27 protein-coding genes are annotated in these 17,851 nt (G+C 40.4%); 12 read left to right on the top strand and 15 right to left on the bottom strand.

The annotated features are described in order from the left end of the window. Nucleotides 1-47: 47 nt before the first annotated feature. The 5 genes from AC3IRT_RS07750 to AC3IRT_RS07770 form a co-directional block, all read right to left on the bottom strand. Nucleotides 48-1,058 (bottom strand): FecR domain-containing protein, encoded by a 1,011-nt coding sequence (locus AC3IRT_RS07750; RefSeq protein ID WP_489395823.1) that lies wholly within the window; start codon nt 1,056-1,058, stop codon nt 48-50. A gap of 75 nt (nt 1,059-1,133) precedes the next feature. Beyond that, the gene (locus tag AC3IRT_RS07755; RefSeq protein WP_489395824.1) at nt 1,134-1,766 is read right to left on the bottom strand and encodes an RNA polymerase sigma-70 factor; all 633 of its coding nucleotides are present in this window, start codon (nt 1,764-1,766) and stop codon (nt 1,134-1,136) included. Between the two features lie 105 nt (nt 1,767-1,871). After that, nucleotides 1,872-2,846, bottom strand: a complete 975-nt coding sequence (locus AC3IRT_RS07760) for an NAD(P)H-quinone oxidoreductase (protein WP_489395825.1) — start codon at nt 2,844-2,846, stop codon at nt 1,872-1,874. Nucleotides 2,847-2,867: 21 nt separating this feature from the next. Further along, nucleotides 2,868-4,250 (bottom strand): M20/M25/M40 family metallo-hydrolase, encoded by a 1,383-nt coding sequence (locus AC3IRT_RS07765; protein WP_489395826.1) that lies wholly within the window; start codon nt 4,248-4,250, stop codon nt 2,868-2,870. 41 nt (nt 4,251-4,291) lie between these two features. Beyond that, a complete protein-coding gene (locus AC3IRT_RS07770; RefSeq protein WP_489395827.1) occupies nt 4,292-4,558 on the bottom strand; it encodes a hypothetical protein in 267 nt (88 codons plus the stop codon). Nucleotides 4,559-4,823: 265 nt separating this feature from the next. On the opposite strand from AC3IRT_RS07770, the gene AC3IRT_RS07775 reads away from it, so the two are divergent. The 10 genes from AC3IRT_RS07775 to AC3IRT_RS07820 all read left to right on the top strand — a co-directional run bounded on the left by AC3IRT_RS07775 (nt 4,824) and on the right by AC3IRT_RS07820 (nt 10,539). Beyond that, nucleotides 4,824-5,150: a HesB/IscA family protein gene (locus AC3IRT_RS07775; RefSeq protein WP_489395828.1), complete on the top strand. Its 327-nt coding sequence runs from the start codon at nt 4,824-4,826 to the stop codon at nt 5,148-5,150. A 448-nt stretch (nt 5,151-5,598) separates the two neighbouring features. Then, the gene (locus tag AC3IRT_RS07780) at nt 5,599-5,889 is read left to right on the top strand and encodes a hypothetical protein (RefSeq protein ID WP_489395829.1); all 291 of its coding nucleotides are present in this window, start codon (nt 5,599-5,601) and stop codon (nt 5,887-5,889) included. Beyond that, nucleotides 5,886-6,053, top strand: a complete 168-nt coding sequence (locus AC3IRT_RS07785) for a hypothetical protein (protein WP_489395830.1) — start codon at nt 5,886-5,888, stop codon at nt 6,051-6,053. Before AC3IRT_RS07780 ends, AC3IRT_RS07785 begins: the two co-directional genes overlap by 4 nt. Next, nucleotides 6,043-6,621 (top strand): phiTE_072 family protein, encoded by a 579-nt coding sequence (locus AC3IRT_RS07790; protein ID WP_489395831.1) that lies wholly within the window; start codon nt 6,043-6,045, stop codon nt 6,619-6,621. Before AC3IRT_RS07785 ends, AC3IRT_RS07790 begins: the two co-directional genes overlap by 11 nt. Further along, entirely contained in the window at nt 6,611-6,940 is a 330-nt protein-coding gene (locus AC3IRT_RS07795; protein ID WP_489395832.1) for a hypothetical protein, read from the top strand. The genes AC3IRT_RS07790 and AC3IRT_RS07795 overlap by 11 nt, the downstream gene beginning before the upstream one ends. Next, nucleotides 6,933-7,178, top strand: a complete 246-nt coding sequence (locus AC3IRT_RS07800; RefSeq protein WP_489395833.1) for a hypothetical protein — start codon at nt 6,933-6,935, stop codon at nt 7,176-7,178. The genes AC3IRT_RS07795 and AC3IRT_RS07800 overlap by 8 nt, the downstream gene beginning before the upstream one ends. After that, a complete protein-coding gene (locus tag AC3IRT_RS07805; RefSeq protein WP_489395834.1) occupies nt 7,169-7,540 on the top strand; it encodes a PcfK-like family protein in 372 nt (123 codons plus the stop codon). The genes AC3IRT_RS07800 and AC3IRT_RS07805 overlap by 10 nt, the downstream gene beginning before the upstream one ends. Nucleotides 7,541-7,542: 2 nt before the next feature. After that, complete coding sequence (locus tag AC3IRT_RS07810) at nt 7,543-8,817, top strand: PcfJ domain-containing protein (protein ID WP_489395835.1); 1,275 nt, start codon at nt 7,543-7,545, stop codon at nt 8,815-8,817. Between the two features lie 321 nt (nt 8,818-9,138). Continuing rightward, nucleotides 9,139-9,264: a hypothetical protein gene (locus AC3IRT_RS07815; protein WP_489395836.1), complete on the top strand. Its 126-nt coding sequence runs from the start codon at nt 9,139-9,141 to the stop codon at nt 9,262-9,264. Nucleotides 9,265-9,561: 297 nt separating this feature from the next. Further along, nucleotides 9,562-10,539: a hypothetical protein gene (locus AC3IRT_RS07820; RefSeq protein ID WP_489395837.1), complete on the top strand. Its 978-nt coding sequence runs from the start codon at nt 9,562-9,564 to the stop codon at nt 10,537-10,539. Nucleotides 10,540-10,817: 278 nt separating this feature from the next. Here the strand turns inward: AC3IRT_RS07820 and AC3IRT_RS07825 are convergent, their stop codons facing one another. After that, nucleotides 10,818-11,669: an IS3 family transposase gene (locus AC3IRT_RS07825; RefSeq protein WP_489393126.1), complete on the bottom strand. Its 852-nt coding sequence runs from the start codon at nt 11,667-11,669 to the stop codon at nt 10,818-10,820. After that, on the bottom strand, nt 11,666-11,944 hold the full coding sequence (locus AC3IRT_RS07830; RefSeq protein ID WP_489393147.1) for a transposase: 279 nt from the start codon (nt 11,942-11,944) through the stop codon (nt 11,666-11,668). Before AC3IRT_RS07830 ends, AC3IRT_RS07825 begins: the two co-directional genes overlap by 4 nt. Nucleotides 11,945-12,524: 580 nt before the next feature. Between AC3IRT_RS07830 and AC3IRT_RS07835 the strand changes: the two genes are divergently transcribed. Next, nucleotides 12,525-12,851 carry a hypothetical protein gene (locus AC3IRT_RS07835; protein WP_489395838.1) on the top strand — a complete coding sequence of 109 codons (327 nt, stop codon included), beginning with the start codon at nt 12,525-12,527 and terminating at the stop codon, nt 12,849-12,851. Between the two features lie 41 nt (nt 12,852-12,892). On the opposite strand, the gene AC3IRT_RS07840 is transcribed toward AC3IRT_RS07835, so the two are convergent. Then, entirely contained in the window at nt 12,893-13,153 is a 261-nt protein-coding gene (locus AC3IRT_RS07840) for a hypothetical protein (RefSeq protein WP_489395839.1), read from the bottom strand. Nucleotides 13,154-13,800: 647 nt separating this feature from the next. After that, nucleotides 13,801-14,148, bottom strand: coding sequence for a hypothetical protein (locus tag AC3IRT_RS07845; RefSeq protein ID WP_489395840.1), 348 nt, complete (start codon nt 14,146-14,148; stop codon nt 13,801-13,803). A gap of 75 nt (nt 14,149-14,223) precedes the next feature. Between AC3IRT_RS07845 and AC3IRT_RS07850 the strand changes: the two genes are divergently transcribed. After that, a complete protein-coding gene (locus AC3IRT_RS07850; protein ID WP_489395841.1) occupies nt 14,224-14,439 on the top strand; it encodes a DUF6965 family protein in 216 nt (71 codons plus the stop codon). A 40-nt stretch (nt 14,440-14,479) separates the two neighbouring features. Here the strand turns inward: AC3IRT_RS07850 and AC3IRT_RS07855 are convergent, their stop codons facing one another. From AC3IRT_RS07855 to AC3IRT_RS07880, 6 genes are all read right to left on the bottom strand, one after another. Then, complete coding sequence (locus AC3IRT_RS07855; RefSeq protein WP_489395842.1) at nt 14,480-14,971, bottom strand: hypothetical protein; 492 nt, start codon at nt 14,969-14,971, stop codon at nt 14,480-14,482. Nucleotides 14,972-15,038: 67 nt separating this feature from the next. After that, nucleotides 15,039-15,551 carry a hypothetical protein gene (locus tag AC3IRT_RS07860; RefSeq protein ID WP_489395843.1) on the bottom strand — a complete coding sequence of 171 codons (513 nt, stop codon included), beginning with the start codon at nt 15,549-15,551 and terminating at the stop codon, nt 15,039-15,041. Next, entirely contained in the window at nt 15,548-15,715 is a 168-nt protein-coding gene (locus tag AC3IRT_RS07865; protein ID WP_489395844.1) for a hypothetical protein, read from the bottom strand. The genes AC3IRT_RS07860 and AC3IRT_RS07865 overlap by 4 nt, the downstream gene beginning before the upstream one ends. Further along, a complete protein-coding gene (locus AC3IRT_RS07870; RefSeq protein ID WP_489395845.1) occupies nt 15,712-16,017 on the bottom strand; it encodes a hypothetical protein in 306 nt (101 codons plus the stop codon). Before AC3IRT_RS07870 ends, AC3IRT_RS07865 begins: the two co-directional genes overlap by 4 nt. Further along, nucleotides 16,018-16,671 carry a glycoside hydrolase family protein gene (locus AC3IRT_RS07875; RefSeq protein ID WP_489395846.1) on the bottom strand — a complete coding sequence of 218 codons (654 nt, stop codon included), beginning with the start codon at nt 16,669-16,671 and terminating at the stop codon, nt 16,018-16,020. 101 nt (nt 16,672-16,772) lie between these two features. Continuing rightward, entirely contained in the window at nt 16,773-17,849 is a 1,077-nt protein-coding gene (locus AC3IRT_RS07880; protein WP_489395847.1) for a hypothetical protein, read from the bottom strand. Nucleotides 17,850-17,851 lie beyond the last annotated feature (2 nt).

Consider the following 17,851-nt stretch of genomic DNA (forward strand, 5'->3'; position numbering starts at 1 on the left):
TCATTTTATGTGGGGTGTTTAGAAATTCTCATTATGATTAGGCTTGGTTAGTATTTGGATATGCTGATCCGATTATCATAGATCTGGTATTGAAATGTGGCTGCCAGCTGCAAGGCAGAGAGAATTTCTTCTAAATTCTCCTGCTCAAATCGCGCCGTAAAGCGCAGCTTGGCTAAGCTAGCATCTGTAAATTCGATGGGCGTATCGTACTTGCGTTCCAGCGCTTTGGCCAATTCGGCGAAGGTTTGGTCTTTAAACACCAACTTATTCTCTAGCCAAGTGGTCTCTACCGCTTGCACGTCAGTCGGTTTGAAAAAGGTAATTTTTAATTTTTTAGGTGCGATTCTTCCGCGTGAAGCTATTTTCTGGGGTTGATGATTGGAAATAACAACTTTTTCCGCTGGTTTTAGGAGAATGGGCGTTGCCTGTTTGTCCTGAGCAGTCACTTCTAACGCACCTTCGATCAAACTGGCTTCCGTCGTAGTTTCATCTGGATATGCACGGACATTGAAGCTGGTTCCTAGTACTTTCAGTATCGCATTTTTGGTATGGACAATGAATGGACGATCGTGTTCTTTCGCCACGCGAAAGAATGCCTCTCCTACCACGGTTACCTCTCGGATTTCGTCTGCAAATTTATCCGGATAATATAAGGTGCTTTTGTAATTTAAGATGACTTCAGTACCATCATCTAAGATGACTTTCTGCTGTTTGCGATCGGCCGCAAATTTATGCTCTTCTGGTCCGCCATAATAAAATATAAACAGGCCTACGGCCAATAACAAACTAGCGACAAGTGCCACCGGCATCCATAACTTCTGGAAACCGTGTTTGCGTGGTAAGTCGCTCTGCTCGATGCGTTGCAACACATTTTGAAAGAGTTCCCGATCGCGTTGATTCTGGCTGTGTTTGTCCAACCAATACTGCTGTAACAGCCGATATTGCTTGAGCAGATCCGGATGCTGTTGTACCAACGCATCAAACTCTTGCGACTCCTCTTCGCTGAGCTGATCTCCCAACTGTTTGCTGGCTAAATACTCAAATCTTTCTTGTTGCATGGAATATCATAGGTGGCCATAGGAAGCCTTTCCAAGCGTATGACAACATTTCCAACAAAAAGGCGTAGAAGAAATTTAAAAATTCTGGAAAAAAAGTGAAATTAGGCCAGCCAACGAATAAAACTTATTGGATAAACGGGCTTTATCGCGATCTACAAAAGATTTTAACAGACCAGATATTTTCTGAAATGCCAAACGCATGTGCGTCTGCACGGTGCGTGGAGAGATGTTGAGGAGCTTGGCCACTTCATGGTATTTCATACCATCCTCTTTCACCAATCGAAATACTAATAAGGTCTGTGTCGGTAATCGGGCAATGATACTATCAATCTTGGCAAAAAACTCTTTACGCTCCAGCAACGTATTGGGATCTGTGCTATCCATGACTTTGACATTGTCGGAAAGGTCCACCTGCAATTGTAAATGTGAAAATTGCTTGAGATAATTTAATGATTTGTTTTTGACGGCGGCATATAGGTAAGATCGCGGCGCGAGTACATGCGCTAGCGTGGCGCGATTATTCCAAACATGCACAAATAGATCGGAAACTAATTCTTCGGCGGCAGCTTCGTTGTGAATGATCGTATCGCAAAAAATCAGCAAATTGCGATTTAGCTGATAAAACAACAGCTCAAACGATTTCAAATCGTCTTGGAGACAGACCTGATCCCATAATCTTTTCAGATGATCGTTCGAAATTTCTTTCATGTATTCGGTAGAATGCGGCCAATATACAATTTTTGAAATAACTACTATCGGTTGAAGGGAAATTTGCGCAGATCATTAGATAGAAATGACGTAAGATTTTAGTAGTTAAAATGTGAGTACAATCTTACCGATATGACCACCTTTTTCTAACCAAGCGTGTGCTTGGTGTACGTCTTGAATAGGAAACGTTTTTTCGATGATGGGCTTAATTTTCCCAGAGGATATTTGTGGCCAAATATGCTTCCGCAAACCGCCGGCGATTTTGGCCTTTACATCGAAGGATTGCGGACGGAGAAAACTGCCAGTCACACGGATTTGCTTTTCCATCATTTGAGGAATAGTTACGGTGACCTTAGCACCCGTGAGGAAGGCAATCCAGACCAATCTTCCCTTCTTGCCTAGTACTTGGATATTTCCGGGAAATGTTTTCTCTCCCAACATATCCAATACTACTTGTACGGATCCGCGTAAGGCTTTCACCTTCGCAATCCATTCATCATCCAGTAGCACGGCCGCATCGGCGCCAATTTCTTTGCACAAGTTCAATTGCGCTTCTTTGCGCGCGGTGATGATCACGCGATGACCAAGCGCTTTGGCCATTTGTATGGCCGCTACGCCAATACCGCTTGCGCCTGCATGTACCAATAACGTCTCTGTGCCGCTGCGACCCAATTCGCCCTGCATAAAGACATTGAACCACACAGTAAAATACGTTTCTGGCAAGGAAGCCGCTTCTACAAAAGACCAACCTTCGGGCTTTGGCAAACAATGCCGCTCATCTACCCAAACATATTCGGCGTAGCCACCGCCATGCGTCAGCGCGCAGACTTCATCGCCCGGCTGCCATTGGCTTTCGCCAAAAACCTGTTCTATCACGCCAGCCACTTCCAATCCTAAAATTGGGGAAGCATCCGCGGGCGGTTCGTATAGGCGATCACGTTGCAGAATATCTGGACGATTGATGCCGGCCGCTTTTACACGAATAAGCACTTGTCCTTCTGCGGTTGGATGTGGATAAGGCACATTTTCCCAACTCATTTGCGGTGAGTCGTTGGTATAGTCCAACTTAATTGCCTTCATGAGTTCCACCATCGCAGTAAGCTATTTAGGTAATTGATCTATTTGTGTATCCACAAGGTATAACAAGGAAGCAATCGCCGCCACACCAGATTGGAGTTCGCGTCGATCCACCGCTTCAAAGACATCTTTAGCCGTGTGGTGTAAATCAAAATAACGGTGCGGATCTGGACGGAAGTTGAACATCACGGTATTTGGAAATTGCTCGGCCCAAATACCAGAATCTACCCCCGGACTACCTTGCAAGAAACGCGAAACCCAATATTGCTGCTCGAACAAGGGTTTCCAAGTTGCTTGAATCCAGTCTACAGATTCACGAGAAGCTTTGATATCAAAACCACGTGGTGCAAATCCTCCGGCATCGCTCTCAATTGCCGCTATTATTTTTTCCTTGTTTTGAGCCGCTAATTCGCCATATCTACTTGCACCGTGTACGCCATTTTCCTCATTCATATAGAATACGAGTCGGATCGTATGTTTGGGTTTGTACCCCAAGTTCATGAGTGTACGAATCGCATCTAATGTTCCCATCGTGCCGGTGCCGTTATCGTGCGCCCCTTCACCCACATCCCAAGAATCGATGTGGCCGCCGATAGTGATTATTTCATCTGGTTTTTCCGTACCTCGCCATTCGGCGATCACATTATGTGTTTGCACAGGATCTTTCCATCCCGAATGTTGCTCCAAATACACTTTTGCTTTCGGATTTTGCTGCAACGCGGTATGTAAACGCTCGGCACTCACGACGGAAATGGCCATCGCCGGAATGCTATCAATTCCTTCCACATATCTCGTGCCGCCAGTATGCGGAAAATCATCACGCGTAGACGAGGACAATGAACGAAATAGATATGCCACGCCCCCAAATTTTGCAACGGCGGCTGGACCGCGACTACGTTGTGCGGTATTCAATCCGTACGCCATGCCGGTTTCTACCAACGATTCGTCCCAGGGTTTATTGACAAAAACTATCTTGCCTTGCACAGATTCGCCATGATCTTGCAATTCCGACAAGTATTCTATTTCGAGGACTTCGGCTTCCAATCCACCTTGCGGTGTGCCGACAGAACCACCCAAAGCTAATACTTGCAAGGTATCTTTGCTGTCTTGCACGATGGCTTTCTCCGGCGTGCCGCGATCCCAGTATGGTACGATGACATTTTGCAAATAGACGCGGTCAAATGGTAATGTCTTCATCAAAGATTCGGACCATTTCACGGCTTTCTCCGCGCGATCCGAACCAGCAATTCGGTGGCCGATTTCTTTTGTCAAATAACGTAAATCATCGTATGCTTCTCCATTGGTGAGCGATTGTCGATATATTTCGCGCATCATGGTGGTATCTGTTTGCGCAAATGCGCAAGACGTAAGCCCAAACGTAGCAAGGGCTACAAGTATTTTGTGCATTTTATGTTAAAATCAGTGTTGATTTAGTGGATTTGTATTTGTTAGTAACTGATATCAATTAATGAACGCATAGGAATTAATACGCTCGCTTTTAATACAATGTATTTTTCCGTCAATGACCATACGGTGGTTTCAACCCGTTTTGGACCATCTTCTGTCATAAATGTCATGGCTGTTTTTGATTTAAACTCGTTCCCCAAACGTAGCGCATCGGATAATTTAGATGCAAATTCTACAGTACGATCCACTTCAGCAGGAACAAATTTGTATTTCTCAATCTCTTCTTTCTCAATTAAAGTTGTTGTCATATCTTTCTCTATTTAAAGTAATAAATCCTTTTACTGACTACTTGAAGACAATTTACGAAATCGGCAGGTTAAAATTTATTAAAAATCGTTAATTCCGTTTAATGTGTTGTAATTATTACAATAAGGTATTCTTGTTCAGCAAAATAAGTTTTGATGATATGTGATAGAAAACTTTTGAAGATGAAATGACACAAATCAAACGACACTGCATTGTATTTTTTCTAAAAATTACGGTTATTTGTATAAACACTAATAAAGGTATACCATGGTGACGGTCACAGAGAAAGCAAAAGCACGGATTGACGAAATTTTACAAGATGAGCAGTACAATGGCTCATACTTTGTTCGCGTTGCAGTAGAAAGTGGTGGCTGCTCTGGACTTTCCTACAAATTGGATTTCGATAACGAGGAGAAAAAAGGCGACCAGTTTTTTGAAGATAACGGCGTAAAAATCTGTTTGGACATCAAATCATATTTATATTTGGCCGGTACAGAGTTGGATTACACCGATGGTCTGGGTGGCAAAGGCTTTGAATTCCACAATCCCAATGCTTCACGCACCTGTGCCTGCGGAGAGAGTTTTTCTGTTTAATAAATCAAATATGTTTGTAAGCCCTTATCTAGTAGGAACTTGCGGCAAAAAGACTTATCTTATGTAAGTCATTTATAAGTCTTTGGTTAAAAGCATCACTAATTTTAGTGATGCTTTTTTCGTTGCTACCTCCCTACCGTCACAAAAATTATCTTAATTTATTTTGACATGTCACGACATGTTTATACATTTGCATCAGTACGTCACAATTAAAATGTTATGAGGCTTGACTATGACAAACTGGTTCTCAAAAAATTGATGACGATTAAAGTTGGCGAAACGATTGCCATAAGCAAGTTGGCTATTAAGGATCCGAAAGGATTTTCAGATGGTGTCAAACGGCTTATAAGATCAGGATGGTGCGAATATGAGTTCTCAAACGATTATTCCGCTATTCGCCGATTAGACCTCCCCGATTTTGCGAGTGACCATTTCAAAACTTTAAGAAATGAACACAGCAAATTACACAAATCAAATCAAGCCGCGACCGGTAGAAGCTACTGGTAGAGCAGCGAATAATATCTTTCATCCATACGCACTTCGTGAACTTGGCTTCACTGACCGTGGATATGCATGGTCGAATACAAACGAGCAATACCATTCCTTAGAAACTCAGCTAGGCACGTTATGCGTTGTTGGATTTGCCAAAGTACTGCTTATACACAGCAATAAAGAAGATCACCTCGATCGGATAAATAGCGTAAGAATGCTAACCCTTTTCATCGAAATGCTATCATGAGAAATCAAGAAACCATTTCAGCGCTCGATCAGATCGAAGCGCCGGCTATCGAATTGGCACCAGGTATCTATGATATAGCACCTGAACGAGAGGAAATAGAATTATTCACATCACCTTATCTGGCTAAGCTGGTGAAGGGGAAAGGAGGAAAAGATGCAGAGTAATCGAATCATACGAATTGGCACCTGCGATGTAGTCTTACAGGACTATGCCGATGGAAAAGGTAAAATCATTATTTCCGATGATGACTACGATCATAACGTGTCGTATTATTGGGGTTCAATGGGCGAAGGATATGACCTATCAAAATTCATTCAAAAGATAAGTATCGGATATCTTATAGGAAAACTTGGCGCACGTGATAGCGATGGACCTATTGATATGAAAAAGACTATGCGTAATGTTCGACGACATATCCGCGATTACACCGATTGGAAATTCTGGATGAATGTTGAAGCCGACAAAGAGCTGAGAACTGAACTTAATTCAATTCAGAATGAATGCAGAGATAAGAATCATTTTATTGATGTTATGATGAATTTGGATCCTGTAATCTATATGGATAAGTCAATGCATCAAACCGAATGGAAAGATATGATTTCCCAATTACAATGCGAACCATGGGATTTCATTGAGACCGAAACGCCAGAAGTAAATGTTTGGCTAAGCAACTTTCTGCCGAAACTACAATCATATCTTAAAAAAGAAAGCGAGGCAACCAATGGCATTTAAAGATTATAGAGACGAATCACGCACTAGATGGGGTCAAGATGATCAAGATGGACGCGGCGGGCAATTGAACATTGATCAAATTCAGCTAGGTGCCATACTTCGTATAGCGGATGCTACCGAAAAGATGTGCGTCGATCGTTTAAAGTTGGAACGAGATCTAGAATATTACAGGACATTAGCTAACAATCGTCAATTGGAAATCGAAAGCTTACGGCGTTCAAAAGCATCATACATCGGGAAGTTTCGACAAATGAAGGAAGCGCTACGTATTGCCAATAAAGAAATCCAAAGACTGAAAGGAGACTCTACCAATGCCTAAAATATACATAGAAGTACCAATCGCTGAGCGTATGCCGGTCGTTACCAAGAGCACGCCACGTCGTTTGCAAAAAGTAGTGCTTATAGACAATTGCTCTGTAAAGCACATCTACAGAATTGAAGATATAGCAAATCAGCAAGAATATCTTCTTGACATTGGCTACGTCTCATGGCTTGAAGAAGTGGAAGCATCAGAGGATGTTTTGGAATTAGTTAAGGGAGGTGCATCATGCAAGTAACAGACGCATTCAAGAACATCATTCAAAGTCACCTAACTGGTCTAGCCAATACCGACAGCAATTTCGCCAAGTCCTTCGCTAATCCCGAAAAAAAGATCGAGCACTGCATCACCTACATCTTAAATACCGTGAAGTCTTCAGGCAAAATGGGCTTTGCAGATGACGAGATCTTCGGCATGGCCATGCACTACTACGATGAGGAAAAGATCGAAGTCGGCAAGCCTATCAGCGGTAAAGTGATTGTCAATCGCAGTATTGAAAAGCCAGCACCTTCGGAAAAGCCGGTGCAACAAGCGAAAGCCAAAAAGCCGATTAAAAAGGATGATCCAACTATATCTAAAAATCAATTAACCATATTTTAGCTATGCAACCAAAAACGAAAATACAACATCGCATTTGGGGATTGAGCAAGAACCTTCCCCCTATCAGTAAACAGCAAGAAGAATTCGCTTATAGCAAAATATTAGACCATATTGGCCATCGATCGAAAAAGGGCATCACCTGTATGGATTGCGGAGAATTTTTTGAGGACACTACCACGCGCAAACGCTGCGCATGTCCGCATTGTAATACAAAGCTTACCATCGAGGTCACCAGAAAACGAAAGTTCAGTCAGCGCAGGTTTATGGCGATACTTGATGTGATTGAGGGCATCCAAGTATCAAGAACTGTCGAGATCTACGGTCACCACCGCGCAGGTCAACCCGTTCGCCATTTCATCGATGAAATTTATCAGCACTTTTTCGATGTTGAAGGCAAACATCATATCGTAGCTAAAATGCGTAATAGCTTCAATGATTCGTTCACTGGTAATTTAGAAGTAAGACGAAATGCAGATGCCTACAGCTATCAATACAGTGTTGACAAAGTATGTACTGGCTACAAGGTTTTGCCTGTGTTTAAGAAGCTCGGATTTAAAGGCGATTTGCACTGGGTTTCTCCGTATACATTCTTTACTCGTATTGAAAATAACAACCGTGCCGAGACTTTGCTCAAAGTCGGCCAGTCTTCTATGTTCTTTCAAGAGATACAAAGAGGTAATGGCTATGCCTATAGATTCTGGGATTCAATCAAAATCTGCATACGCAATAAGTATAAAGTCAAGGATGCGCAAATGTATTACGATTACCTGGGACTACTGGCACGCTGCGGAAAGGATCTCCATAGTCCAAAATACGTTTGCCCTAAAAATCTCACCAAAGAACATGATCGCTACGTCAGGAAAGTGCGTGAGATAGATAGGCGCCAATCAGAAGCTAGAAAGATCGCAAGGGCAAAGGAAAACGAAGCGCAGTACCTAAAAGATAAGCAGGCTTTCTTCGGCCTATGTTTCGTTAGCGGTGATGTTACCGTGAAGGTGTTGGAATCAGTTCAGGAATTTGTCAAAGAAAGTAGCGTACATCATCACTGCGTTTTTACTGGTGAATATTTCAAGAAGCAAGATTCTTTAATCTTTAGCGCGCTCGTGAAAGGCGTGCCGGTTGAGACTGTCGAGTTATCACTGAAGGAAATGCAGATCGTCCAATCTCGAGGATTACACAACAAAGCTTCGGAATACAATGAGGATATACAGAAACTAGTTGCTCGCAACATCGGTCAGGTGCGCAAGATTTACGAACAGCTTCAGAGTGCTAACTAAATTACCAGCAGGGAGGTTTCAGCGGAATTAAACCCGAACTACTACGATGACGGATTATTTTACCTGAAAGCCTTAGAATACAAGTTATCTGTACCGACTTTGTTTGATATGCTAATCGCATAAAATTAGTTGCCTCTTTTATGTTGTTTGTATGCGGATGAAATGAATATACAAGCAATAAGAAGATATATGTGCATCATAATTTCAAAGGTAGGAAAATTAGAAGGAAGGGAAAATTTTGACAGTTAAAGAAGCAGCATCCGCACTTGAACTACTACACGGCATGGGCATGTCTCATGTTGAGGTAGCAAGCTTGTGCGGATGCACGGTCAGAGATTTGGCGCAGCTATCGGCAAAGGTGATGACTTTTCACAGCGGCCATTACAATGCACACAATATCGTGGTGATGCGCCAAAGCAAAATGAACTGACCAGAGGAATTGGCTAGTATCAGTAATATGAGTGATAACATGTAATATCAGTAAATACAATGATAAACGTCGGCAAGTTGGAAAGCGTACTTACCCAGCATCGATGGAGTGGATCAAAGATCCACTGTTGCAGATTAAAATGGAATTTATTGACTACGCGAGCTGCGATCATGGGTCGCGTACACGGATTAAATTAATTTTTCGGTTGTTTGGTATTATTGTAATAATCTGTTAGCAAGTCGTGCTCAATGTAATTAACGGTTTAAAATATGTATTTTGCAGGCAGCTACAAACCAATGGCCTTATAATTACTAATGAATAAAAGAACTGTATTAAAGATCGAATCAGCCGTAAATAAAATTAACAGTGGGAACTATGGAACCGAAGATCTGGAACTTTTACTGACTAACTTAAGATTTTATGTTGGTCATGAAACATTTACAAGGGAGCTTGGTGACTTTATAAACCACTCTGAGGGGAAAACAAAAGGTACTCTACATGATGCAATTTCATACATGTTTTATCGAATGTTATTCTTCACGAATTATCAAATGGAAGATTCTCCTGCTTTATCAGAAGACACAATTTTTCCTTATTACTTCAAAAAACTTTTAACTCTTGCGTTAAAAAGGAAACCAATCTATGAAAATGTAAATTCAAAATTGGGAATTAGTAGAGACCAGGCGTATAATATCTTTAAGAAATTATTGCCTGATAATTTTCAAGGAAAACTAAATAAAGATTTTTGTACATCAAAGAATCTGACTTTAGTGAGTGAGTGTATTGGTCTACTAGCCCCAGGTTCTGAAATTGATGCTGAGGAAATTGTAAGAGATTTTGTTAAATCTATTGATTCACTAAAGCATAAAATTGGAGTAACAATAGACGCCGAGACTCTTAACAAAGATAAACTAGTCTTACACGTATTGGATATACTAAATGCAAAAGACTTTGTTATTGACAAAAAAATAGTTGGCCACTGTAAGTTACACCTTGAACGATCAGAAATTAGGCAAGCTGATTTAGAATCTTTGGATGATCAAGAATTTGAAATTAGAAATAAATGGTCCACGTTTGGTATAATTCAATTAAGTGGTGTTGTAAAAGTAGATGACCAAAAAGATTTAAGTGTAATATTTCCATTAATTACATCTGAAATCGATTCTATGGCAGTTATAGACGACTCTTTAATATCAAAAACTATGGACAGTCAAGGGAAGGAAATTTTGAAGTTGACAATTCCTGAAGTTTTTACAATTAGTGAAGAAAGCAAAATTGTAGACTATTACTAGTGTTTTAAATCTGTTTTTGTTAGAAATTTTGATTTGGTGTGTTTTCTCATACCCAAACCTCCCCAATCAAATCCTCTTCACTTATATTATCCAAAACATCTGCTATAACAAGTAGGTGCTCTTTTGCAAATTTAGAATATTCTGTGTTTTATTTCTCCCTACCTTCACACCATGCCCACACTAACTAAATTCGAAAAACTGCTGATCATGAAATTAAGCGAAGGGAAATTATAGTACTCCCTTTTTGCTGGACAGCAATAGTTCAAACTTAAGTTTATTTACGACACTTTTTTATTATTTTGATAGAATACCTGATTTGGGGTAAAATGGTCCATAGACTGATGTCTTCTTTCCGTATTGTAAAATTCGACATACCGTTTCACACCTTGGAATAACTCCATGCCACCGTTAGGTGGGTTCAAATAAATGTATTCCTGCTTCAATGACCTCCAGAACCTTTCGATAAACACGTTGTCCAGCGCTCTTCCTTTTCCATCCATTGATATACTCACACGATTATCCTTGAGGACTTTGGTAAAGATCGGACTGGTAAATTGTGAACCCTGATCGGTATTGAATACTTCAGGAGTGCCGTGCTCTGCTATTGTTTCCAACAGCACATCCCTGCACCATTCCACCGTCATGGTATTAGAGATACTCCACCCCACAATCTTTCGACTATACACATCTATAATGGCGAACATATACATGAAGCCTCTAAACATAGGAATATAAGTGATGTCGGCCTGCCAAACTTGGCTTGGCCGCTCTATCTTTAAGCCTTTGAGTAAGTACGGGTATTTGTAATGTGTTGCATTTGCTTTACTTAGGTTCTTCTTTGGGTAAATGGTCCGAAGGCTCATTAGCCGATATAAACGCCGTACGCGCTTGGCATTTATACGATACCCTAGATCTTTGTTGAGATACGCAGTCATCCGTTCCACACCGTAAAATGGACAGTCCAGAAACTTGCGGTCAATTAGCTTCATGATGGACTGATTCAACAAGGATTCACCTTTAGGCTTGAAATAATAGAAGCTACGCTGAAGATTCAGCAGCTTACACTGCCCCACAATACTTAGCGGTTTATATCCTGGGGAAACAAGTCCGCGCCTTTCAATCATGCTCATTTCCCCAATACCTTTTTTAAGAAATCAACTTGGATCTGAAGTTCACCAATCTTGGAATAAAGTTCTTTCTCTTTAGACTCTTCTTTCTGTGTAGGTTTCTCTGAACCGAACACCGTGTCAGCTTTCTCCAGAAATTCCCGTTTCCAAGCGGTGATCTGTGTGGGATGAAGGCTGTATTTGGAAGCAAGTTCCTGCATGGTACTAACTTCTTTAAGGGCTTCTAAGACTACTTTGGTCTTGAAAACCGGACTGAATTTTCTACGCTCTTTTTTCATTTTCAACTGTTAAATTATCGAATTTAATCAGCTGTCCAATATTTGGGGAGTATTATAAATCTCAAAGAGAGATTGCCGAAGAGTTCTATACTGAAGGCATCAAACCGCACAGCCTAAGTTCAATTGAAAAAAATCTTGTCGCAATACGTGCAAAGTTTGGAGCTAAGACGATGTTTCATTTGGGGGTCATGGTGGGTAAAATGAAAACTTAATACCGTTCGATTGGTGTTAACTATCTAATTACTTTATTGGTTATCCAACAATAATACAATCAAAATAATAAGCCTTCCGAGAATATAAATCCCCATTGGCAAAAGGAAAAACCATATAAACGCCGAGTATTGCCGCTTGCTCCATGATCTAAATATTTTAGGTCGTTTCATAGTAATAAAGCCGGCTAACACTATGCCAATATGATCCGATAAAAGGTAGTACGCTAAAGTGGGGCAAATACGTCAAACCAATTACTTAATCCATTCATGATGATGCCCAAACTGTGTTAACATCGCATTCATATTCGGCATCCATTTAATATAAGATAAATTTTATCGTATATTCAAAGTGTAAATTATGAGCTAATATGACACGTAGAAGGATATTTCCGATCAGTTCCGCAGATCTCAAAACTAAGATGATGTTTGGGGCGGCCCTTGGTATTATCTTAGTTAGCCCCTTTATATACGGCAATACACCACATAATGATGACTGGGGATTTTTTTGGTTCATAAAACCACTAGTTATCATTCCCTTATCGGGCGCGGTTGGTGGGGCGTTGTATTATCTTTCAACTAGATACTTGCAGCATATGCTTCCAAAGTGGTTGCTTATAGGACTGGGAGCGCTATTGTTGGCTATTTCTATTTGGGTTGGAGCTATTTTAGGATTGAACGGGACTTATTGGAATTAAGTGGTACGTGATTTTATAATCAGTAATTTCACGGTTTCACTCTACACCCACACCTCACCAATCAGATCCTCGTCCCGAATATTATCCAAAGCATCAGCAATAACAAGCAAGTGTGTTTTATTCGAAGACACGCTAAGGTTTTGCACACCCTCACTATCCAAATGTAGGAATTTTTCCAGATCCACGATATCTGGATACCAAGACGGGTTCTTACTACTTATTAGTGAAGTAGACCGGAGAATATTATAACCCTGACTACGCAATCTGCGTAGGATATAGGATCTTAATTTTACGAAGCGCATATGTAGCTTTTTTTATATATAAATATACTACTTATGTACTATCATACAGCCACTTCCGAAAAAAGGAATTCAGGGTGACATATAAAAAAAGCCCCTCAAAATCGTCAATATCATGATATTACTATTGAGATAAATGATGAATTATTTAAGTTCAAGGCAGAGTGTCTAGGCGAGTTTAGCAGAGATGTAAATAACTGACGTATTTATGCTATTGATTAAGGTATATCTACTGCCCAAAGTATAGATATTAATGTTCACCTTTGACCAACGATATAATCCACTGATTTTGAAAGTATTATTTGCCGAAACAAAAAAGTTGACAATCCGCGGCATTAGTAATATTGTTAGGGAGTGTCGGAGTGATATTGAAGTTTTTAAAGCAATAAATTTGCTGCACATACGTCAGATTCTCAAATCCCAAAATATCTCGATCCTCTTTGTAAATATTGAACTTCTACAAGATGGCGATCTACTAAATCTCAGAACTAAATACGATGGTAAGTTGTACCTGATGATACCGAATTCTTCATATCAAATTACATATAATAGATTCGTACCACAGGTAATTGATGGTATAATTAACTTAGAAAATGACTTGGAAGTTAATCGAAAATACTTGTCAGACATTATAGATGGGATTTAGTTCATCACTTAGTTTTCCGCTCAAACGAAGCATTATACTTTTCTAGCTTCTCAAGTACGGCTTGTAACTCTTCGCTTGCTCGCTTCACCCATTGGGCGCGCTGGCGAACTGCGGCCATTGGATTCATTATCTTTAATTTTGGATTCGGCTTATCGTGATCTAAACCCGAATAGATCTTTTTCCATTGATCAATGAATTCTAATGGCGTATAGAATTTACGGTCTTTCGAATCATATATCCAACAGCCATTTACGTGTGCATTCTTATAGGTAGCAAGAATGTGACTAGGCACTTCTATCACTTCTGGCTCTTTACGATGCCACAATGGTATGAACTGTTCTTTACTTGACATATATTTACTAATAATATTAGCAAATATATATGATTAGCATCATAAAATCTAAAAGTATTATGTTAACATTGCCGTTTGGAAATTACACCAGACCAACTCAAAGATGAATTAATGAACAAAGAATATTCTCCTAATATCAGAGTTAATACCAGAGCTGTTATTGTTGACGTCAATACATTTGTGATTGTTCAGTTTGATATTGTCAAACGTTATGAACGAGAATTATTAAGATCTGCTGTATGGAAGTGGCTATTGGAGTTTAGAGAGGCGGCCAAGGCTAAAAATTTTTAATTCAAATTTATAGAAAACGAATCCCAAATAATTGCATATTTTAGGTGAAGATTGGTTGTAGATGAAGAGATTCATTTAAAAGCTTTCTACTCTCTTCATCTAAGCTTTCTAACCAATGTACTATTCCATCACGGATGTCTAAGCAAAAAGTATCGATTTGTAGCTGCAGACTATTTCCAAATTTGTTATTATGTATAAATCCTTTAGCTGGATCAGGCGTGTTAAATTGAAAATCATCTAGCACATCTCTAGCCCTTTGATGGTCAATTTTAGAATGTCCTTCATGTAAATATGAGCATCTCAATGCATAACAATCATTTCCACTTAAAAATACATGTGTCACACCTCCAATTTCTACTTTATATTTATCACCACAATACGTTTCGAACCATTTAGCATATCGAAAATTAGAACCCTTATCTGGATTATCTATTTTACCAGCTATATCAGGCAATGTTAAAGCTACGAATAATGCACCTAACCAATTTTCGGTTTCCAGCGACTTATCTATAGAATGAATTAGTGGTATCATAATTTAATGTTTTATGGCTAACAAATATAATACACATCATCTAATAATTATTAAGTGAATTAATATTTCAAACCTGAAATCGCCACATCAAAAAACCAATCACAATAACCACTGCACACGCAATCCCAATCCACATTCCCCATATCCCCCAGAAGCTGGGTTTGCTTTCACTTTCCTTCTCTTCCTTTCGCTGTTCCTCCTTCTTCCCTTCCTGCTCGACGCTATCTTTCTTGTGATCTAAAGAGCGGGTCACCTCCCCAACGATATTTCTAGCTTCGTCCGTTTGCCGTTTGGTATTCTGAACTACGCTATCCGCTTCGGTGGTGATGGTGCCATCTGGAGCAATAGTAGTCTGGGCACCCGACTTCGGATATACCGTCGTCTGGCTATCACTTGAACTCACTACTCGCGTATTCTCTTCCACCTTGCCAGTCTCTTTCACACTAACATCTGTGCTCACCTTAACATCCTTAGTAGACTCCACTTTATCCAAAGTCTTTTCCGATCGCTTGGATTTCCGGAAGATGCCACAACTCGATAACATTAGGCATGCCAACGCGATTAATATTACTTTAATCATAACTTTTCAATCTTAGTTGATACATCTGTTAATTTGATAGACAGCGAATCCAGTAACGGCACGAGCTCATCCAAAGGCTGGGCAATGCTTTGCGTAGGTACTGGTCTGCTCTGCGGCTCATCGCCAACTGTGACGATGAGCGCAATTAGAATTAACCATTTCATTTGCTTTTCCCTTTCTGTTGTTGAGCAACGCTGTCTACCTTTACTGCTGCGCTATCGACTTTAATAGCCGCTTCCTTCACTTTATCTACTGCAGGTGTTACTTGCTTGCGGACTTCCTCGATCATCTGCTTGTACAGTTTGTCTTGCATCTCGGTCATCTGCTTGGTGTGCGTATCACTACGGTCAGTTACGTAGTAAAGCACATACCAGAACACAGAAACTACCACTATAAGCGCATAGGTTACCGGATGCTTTACAATCTGCATGAAAGTTGGCTGTTTGCCTTGCTCTTCTGTTTTCATTTAGTTTACATATTGAGAATGAACCCAACCCTTTTGCTTTGTTTCGCAGATAAACACCTCACTCCAATCGCCGGAAGTTGATAATACATTTACCTCTGTGCCGCGCGGTAGCACACGGATAGCGGTGTGATTTGTTCCTGCACCTTGGCGCAAGTTCACATCTGCAGTAGTTAGCTTCACTGGCACAATACTATTACCAGCCGTTGGAGTGAAGTACAATTGTGCCTCTTCATTACGCCTGCGCGTCAATCCTGCCAATACGCGCCCACCGGCTTTATTCCATTTGGGAAATTCCGATCTGATCGTCGGATCATTGGGATTAACATTGAGTTTCCGGAGCAAAGTAGAATTACCAAGATTGGTACCGCCAAGGTTATAAGTGAAGCTTACAAGCGCATCGAACTGGTTTTGGTTCAATTTAGATTTCACCAAGCGGTTTACATCCTTCTCGTAGGTCTGCTCAAGTAATTTCGCAAGCATGTCACTTGCTTGCTTCTCGGTCATTGCAGGATCCTTCATTGTTACGCGCTTACCGTTTGGATATCGGATTACTCCATAGCCAATAGTTGGGATGCCCACAGGATCCAGATAAGGTTTACTGTAGAATCCCTCGTATTTCTTGATTAGGGCTAAGCCCTTTGCTGATGTTTTCATAGTTCCTCCTCTTTTATACCTGCAGTAGTATGCAGGACTATTCTATTTATCTTTCTCATTACTACTCGACCTCGTATTTTTTGATTAGGGTTAAGTTGGTGTTACAAGAAACTTACCGTTACATTTTTTGATTGTAATGAAGACAAAGCCGTATCGCTAGTCGCTGAGCGCGCACCTTTTAGCCTGACAACACGAGAACCAGTCCACGTTGCTACGCGTGCCAAATCAATCAATAATTGATCAATCATGGCAGTCGTTAGTCCTGACCCTCTAAAAGAAAAGGTGTTCATAGTCATCCCCCAATTCCTACTACTATAAGTTCCTGTATAGTCAGCATCTATCTGGAGGAATGATAATGACTCTGGCAGGGAGTTTAAGGAACCAGAGATAGTAGTTTTCTTATTACCTTCCATAAGGATGTTTGTTGTAGCTGCTTGAGACAAGTCTACATAATTACAATTGACTGTTAGATTTGTATTATTACGAATGTCGTACTGTAAAGAGCCCCTAATATTGCCACCGTCTAACGACATATCCAGATAAGGGACGTTTACGATAATAAGATTTAACAAGCCTTCACCGGTAGAAAATCGGCCATACAACTTCGGAAGAAAGGCGTAATTTGCCAAAAAAGGGGCGCTTGACATATCCCAACGAAACACTTTTAGATTGCTATTTTTGAAGGTTAGCGAATTGCCGTAAGGGATCGTAATGTTATTGAACACAACGCGATTATTTACAGAAGCCACCAAAGCGTCTAAGTATGGCATTTGGATTACGTTGAACAACATGTGAGAGGTCTTCGTAATATCAGTAATAGCGCCTTCAATATTGAAGAAAGACGTGTTATCTGTAAGACCCATTGACAGAAGCCTACTCAACTGTCCGCCCATTGCGATCTGGCCGTCGATGTCAATTTTAAAAAAAACTTTATTGGCTGTGGTGTTAGCTGTTGAAGTTATGAACACCTCGGTACCCAAATTTGATGTACCAGCAGAATTAAAGAAATTACCACCTTCAATTTTGAAAGACATTACAGCATTAGTAAGTGCTAGATACGACAAGCTATACAAGCGCCCAGTATCGTTGTTTTTTAACAACTCAAAGACTAATTTCCCGTCTTGGAACAGTCCTTTGTTTGATAATAAGTTTCTATTTGCTTTAACTAAAATTCCCATTT

It is taken from the genome of Sphingobacterium sp. KH_072 (assembly GCF_057837975.1).

Bases quoted from the DNA above. Each gene is read 5' to 3' on its own strand.
- AC3IRT_RS07860 (WP_489395843.1), bottom strand. From the start codon at position 15,551: ATGATTAAAGTAATATTAATCGCGTTGGCATGCCTAATGTTATCGAGT.
- AC3IRT_RS07875 (WP_489395846.1), bottom strand. From the start codon at position 16,671: ATGAAAACATCAGCAAAGGGCTTAGCCCTAATCAAGAAATACGAGGGA.
- AC3IRT_RS07805 (WP_489395834.1), top strand. From the start codon at position 7,169: ATGCAAGTAACAGACGCATTCAAGAACATCATTCAAAGTCACCTAACT.
- AC3IRT_RS07815 (WP_489395836.1), top strand. From the start codon at position 9,139: ATGCACGGTCAGAGATTTGGCGCAGCTATCGGCAAAGGTGATGACTTT.
- AC3IRT_RS07865 (WP_489395844.1), bottom strand. From the start codon at position 15,715: ATGAAATGGTTAATTCTAATTGCGCTCATCGTCACAGTTGGCGATGAG.
- AC3IRT_RS07825 (WP_489393126.1), bottom strand. From the start codon at position 11,669: ATGAGCATGATTGAAAGGCGCGGACTTGTTTCCCCAGGATATAAACCG.
- AC3IRT_RS07775 (WP_489395828.1), top strand. From the start codon at position 4,824: ATGGTGACGGTCACAGAGAAAGCAAAAGCACGGATTGACGAAATTTTA.
- AC3IRT_RS07845 (WP_489395840.1), bottom strand. From the start codon at position 14,148: ATGTCAAGTAAAGAACAGTTCATACCATTGTGGCATCGTAAAGAGCCA.
- AC3IRT_RS07840 (WP_489395839.1), bottom strand. From the start codon at position 13,153: ATGCGCTTCGTAAAATTAAGATCCTATATCCTACGCAGATTGCGTAGT.
- AC3IRT_RS07880 (WP_489395847.1), bottom strand. From the start codon at position 17,849: ATGGGAATTTTAGTTAAAGCAAATAGAAACTTATTATCAAACAAAGGA.
- AC3IRT_RS07835 (WP_489395838.1), top strand. From the start codon at position 12,525: ATGACACGTAGAAGGATATTTCCGATCAGTTCCGCAGATCTCAAAACT.
- AC3IRT_RS07800 (WP_489395833.1), top strand. From the start codon at position 6,933: ATGCCTAAAATATACATAGAAGTACCAATCGCTGAGCGTATGCCGGTC.
- AC3IRT_RS07765 (WP_489395826.1), bottom strand. From the start codon at position 4,250: ATGCACAAAATACTTGTAGCCCTTGCTACGTTTGGGCTTACGTCTTGC.
- AC3IRT_RS07750 (WP_489395823.1), bottom strand. From the start codon at position 1,058: ATGCAACAAGAAAGATTTGAGTATTTAGCCAGCAAACAGTTGGGAGAT.
- AC3IRT_RS07820 (WP_489395837.1), top strand. From the start codon at position 9,562: ATGAATAAAAGAACTGTATTAAAGATCGAATCAGCCGTAAATAAAATT.
- AC3IRT_RS07870 (WP_489395845.1), bottom strand. From the start codon at position 16,017: ATGAAAACAGAAGAGCAAGGCAAACAGCCAACTTTCATGCAGATTGTA.
- AC3IRT_RS07780 (WP_489395829.1), top strand. From the start codon at position 5,599: ATGAACACAGCAAATTACACAAATCAAATCAAGCCGCGACCGGTAGAA.
- AC3IRT_RS07760 (WP_489395825.1), bottom strand. From the start codon at position 2,846: ATGAAGGCAATTAAGTTGGACTATACCAACGACTCACCGCAAATGAGT.
- AC3IRT_RS07810 (WP_489395835.1), top strand. From the start codon at position 7,543: ATGCAACCAAAAACGAAAATACAACATCGCATTTGGGGATTGAGCAAG.
- AC3IRT_RS07770 (WP_489395827.1), bottom strand. From the start codon at position 4,558: ATGACAACAACTTTAATTGAGAAAGAAGAGATTGAGAAATACAAATTT.
- AC3IRT_RS07855 (WP_489395842.1), bottom strand. From the start codon at position 14,971: ATGATACCACTAATTCATTCTATAGATAAGTCGCTGGAAACCGAAAAT.
- AC3IRT_RS07790 (WP_489395831.1), top strand. From the start codon at position 6,043: ATGCAGAGTAATCGAATCATACGAATTGGCACCTGCGATGTAGTCTTA.
- AC3IRT_RS07755 (WP_489395824.1), bottom strand. From the start codon at position 1,766: ATGAAAGAAATTTCGAACGATCATCTGAAAAGATTATGGGATCAGGTC.
- AC3IRT_RS07785 (WP_489395830.1), top strand. From the start codon at position 5,886: ATGAGAAATCAAGAAACCATTTCAGCGCTCGATCAGATCGAAGCGCCG.
- AC3IRT_RS07795 (WP_489395832.1), top strand. From the start codon at position 6,611: ATGGCATTTAAAGATTATAGAGACGAATCACGCACTAGATGGGGTCAA.
- AC3IRT_RS07830 (WP_489393147.1), bottom strand. From the start codon at position 11,944: ATGAAAAAAGAGCGTAGAAAATTCAGTCCGGTTTTCAAGACCAAAGTA.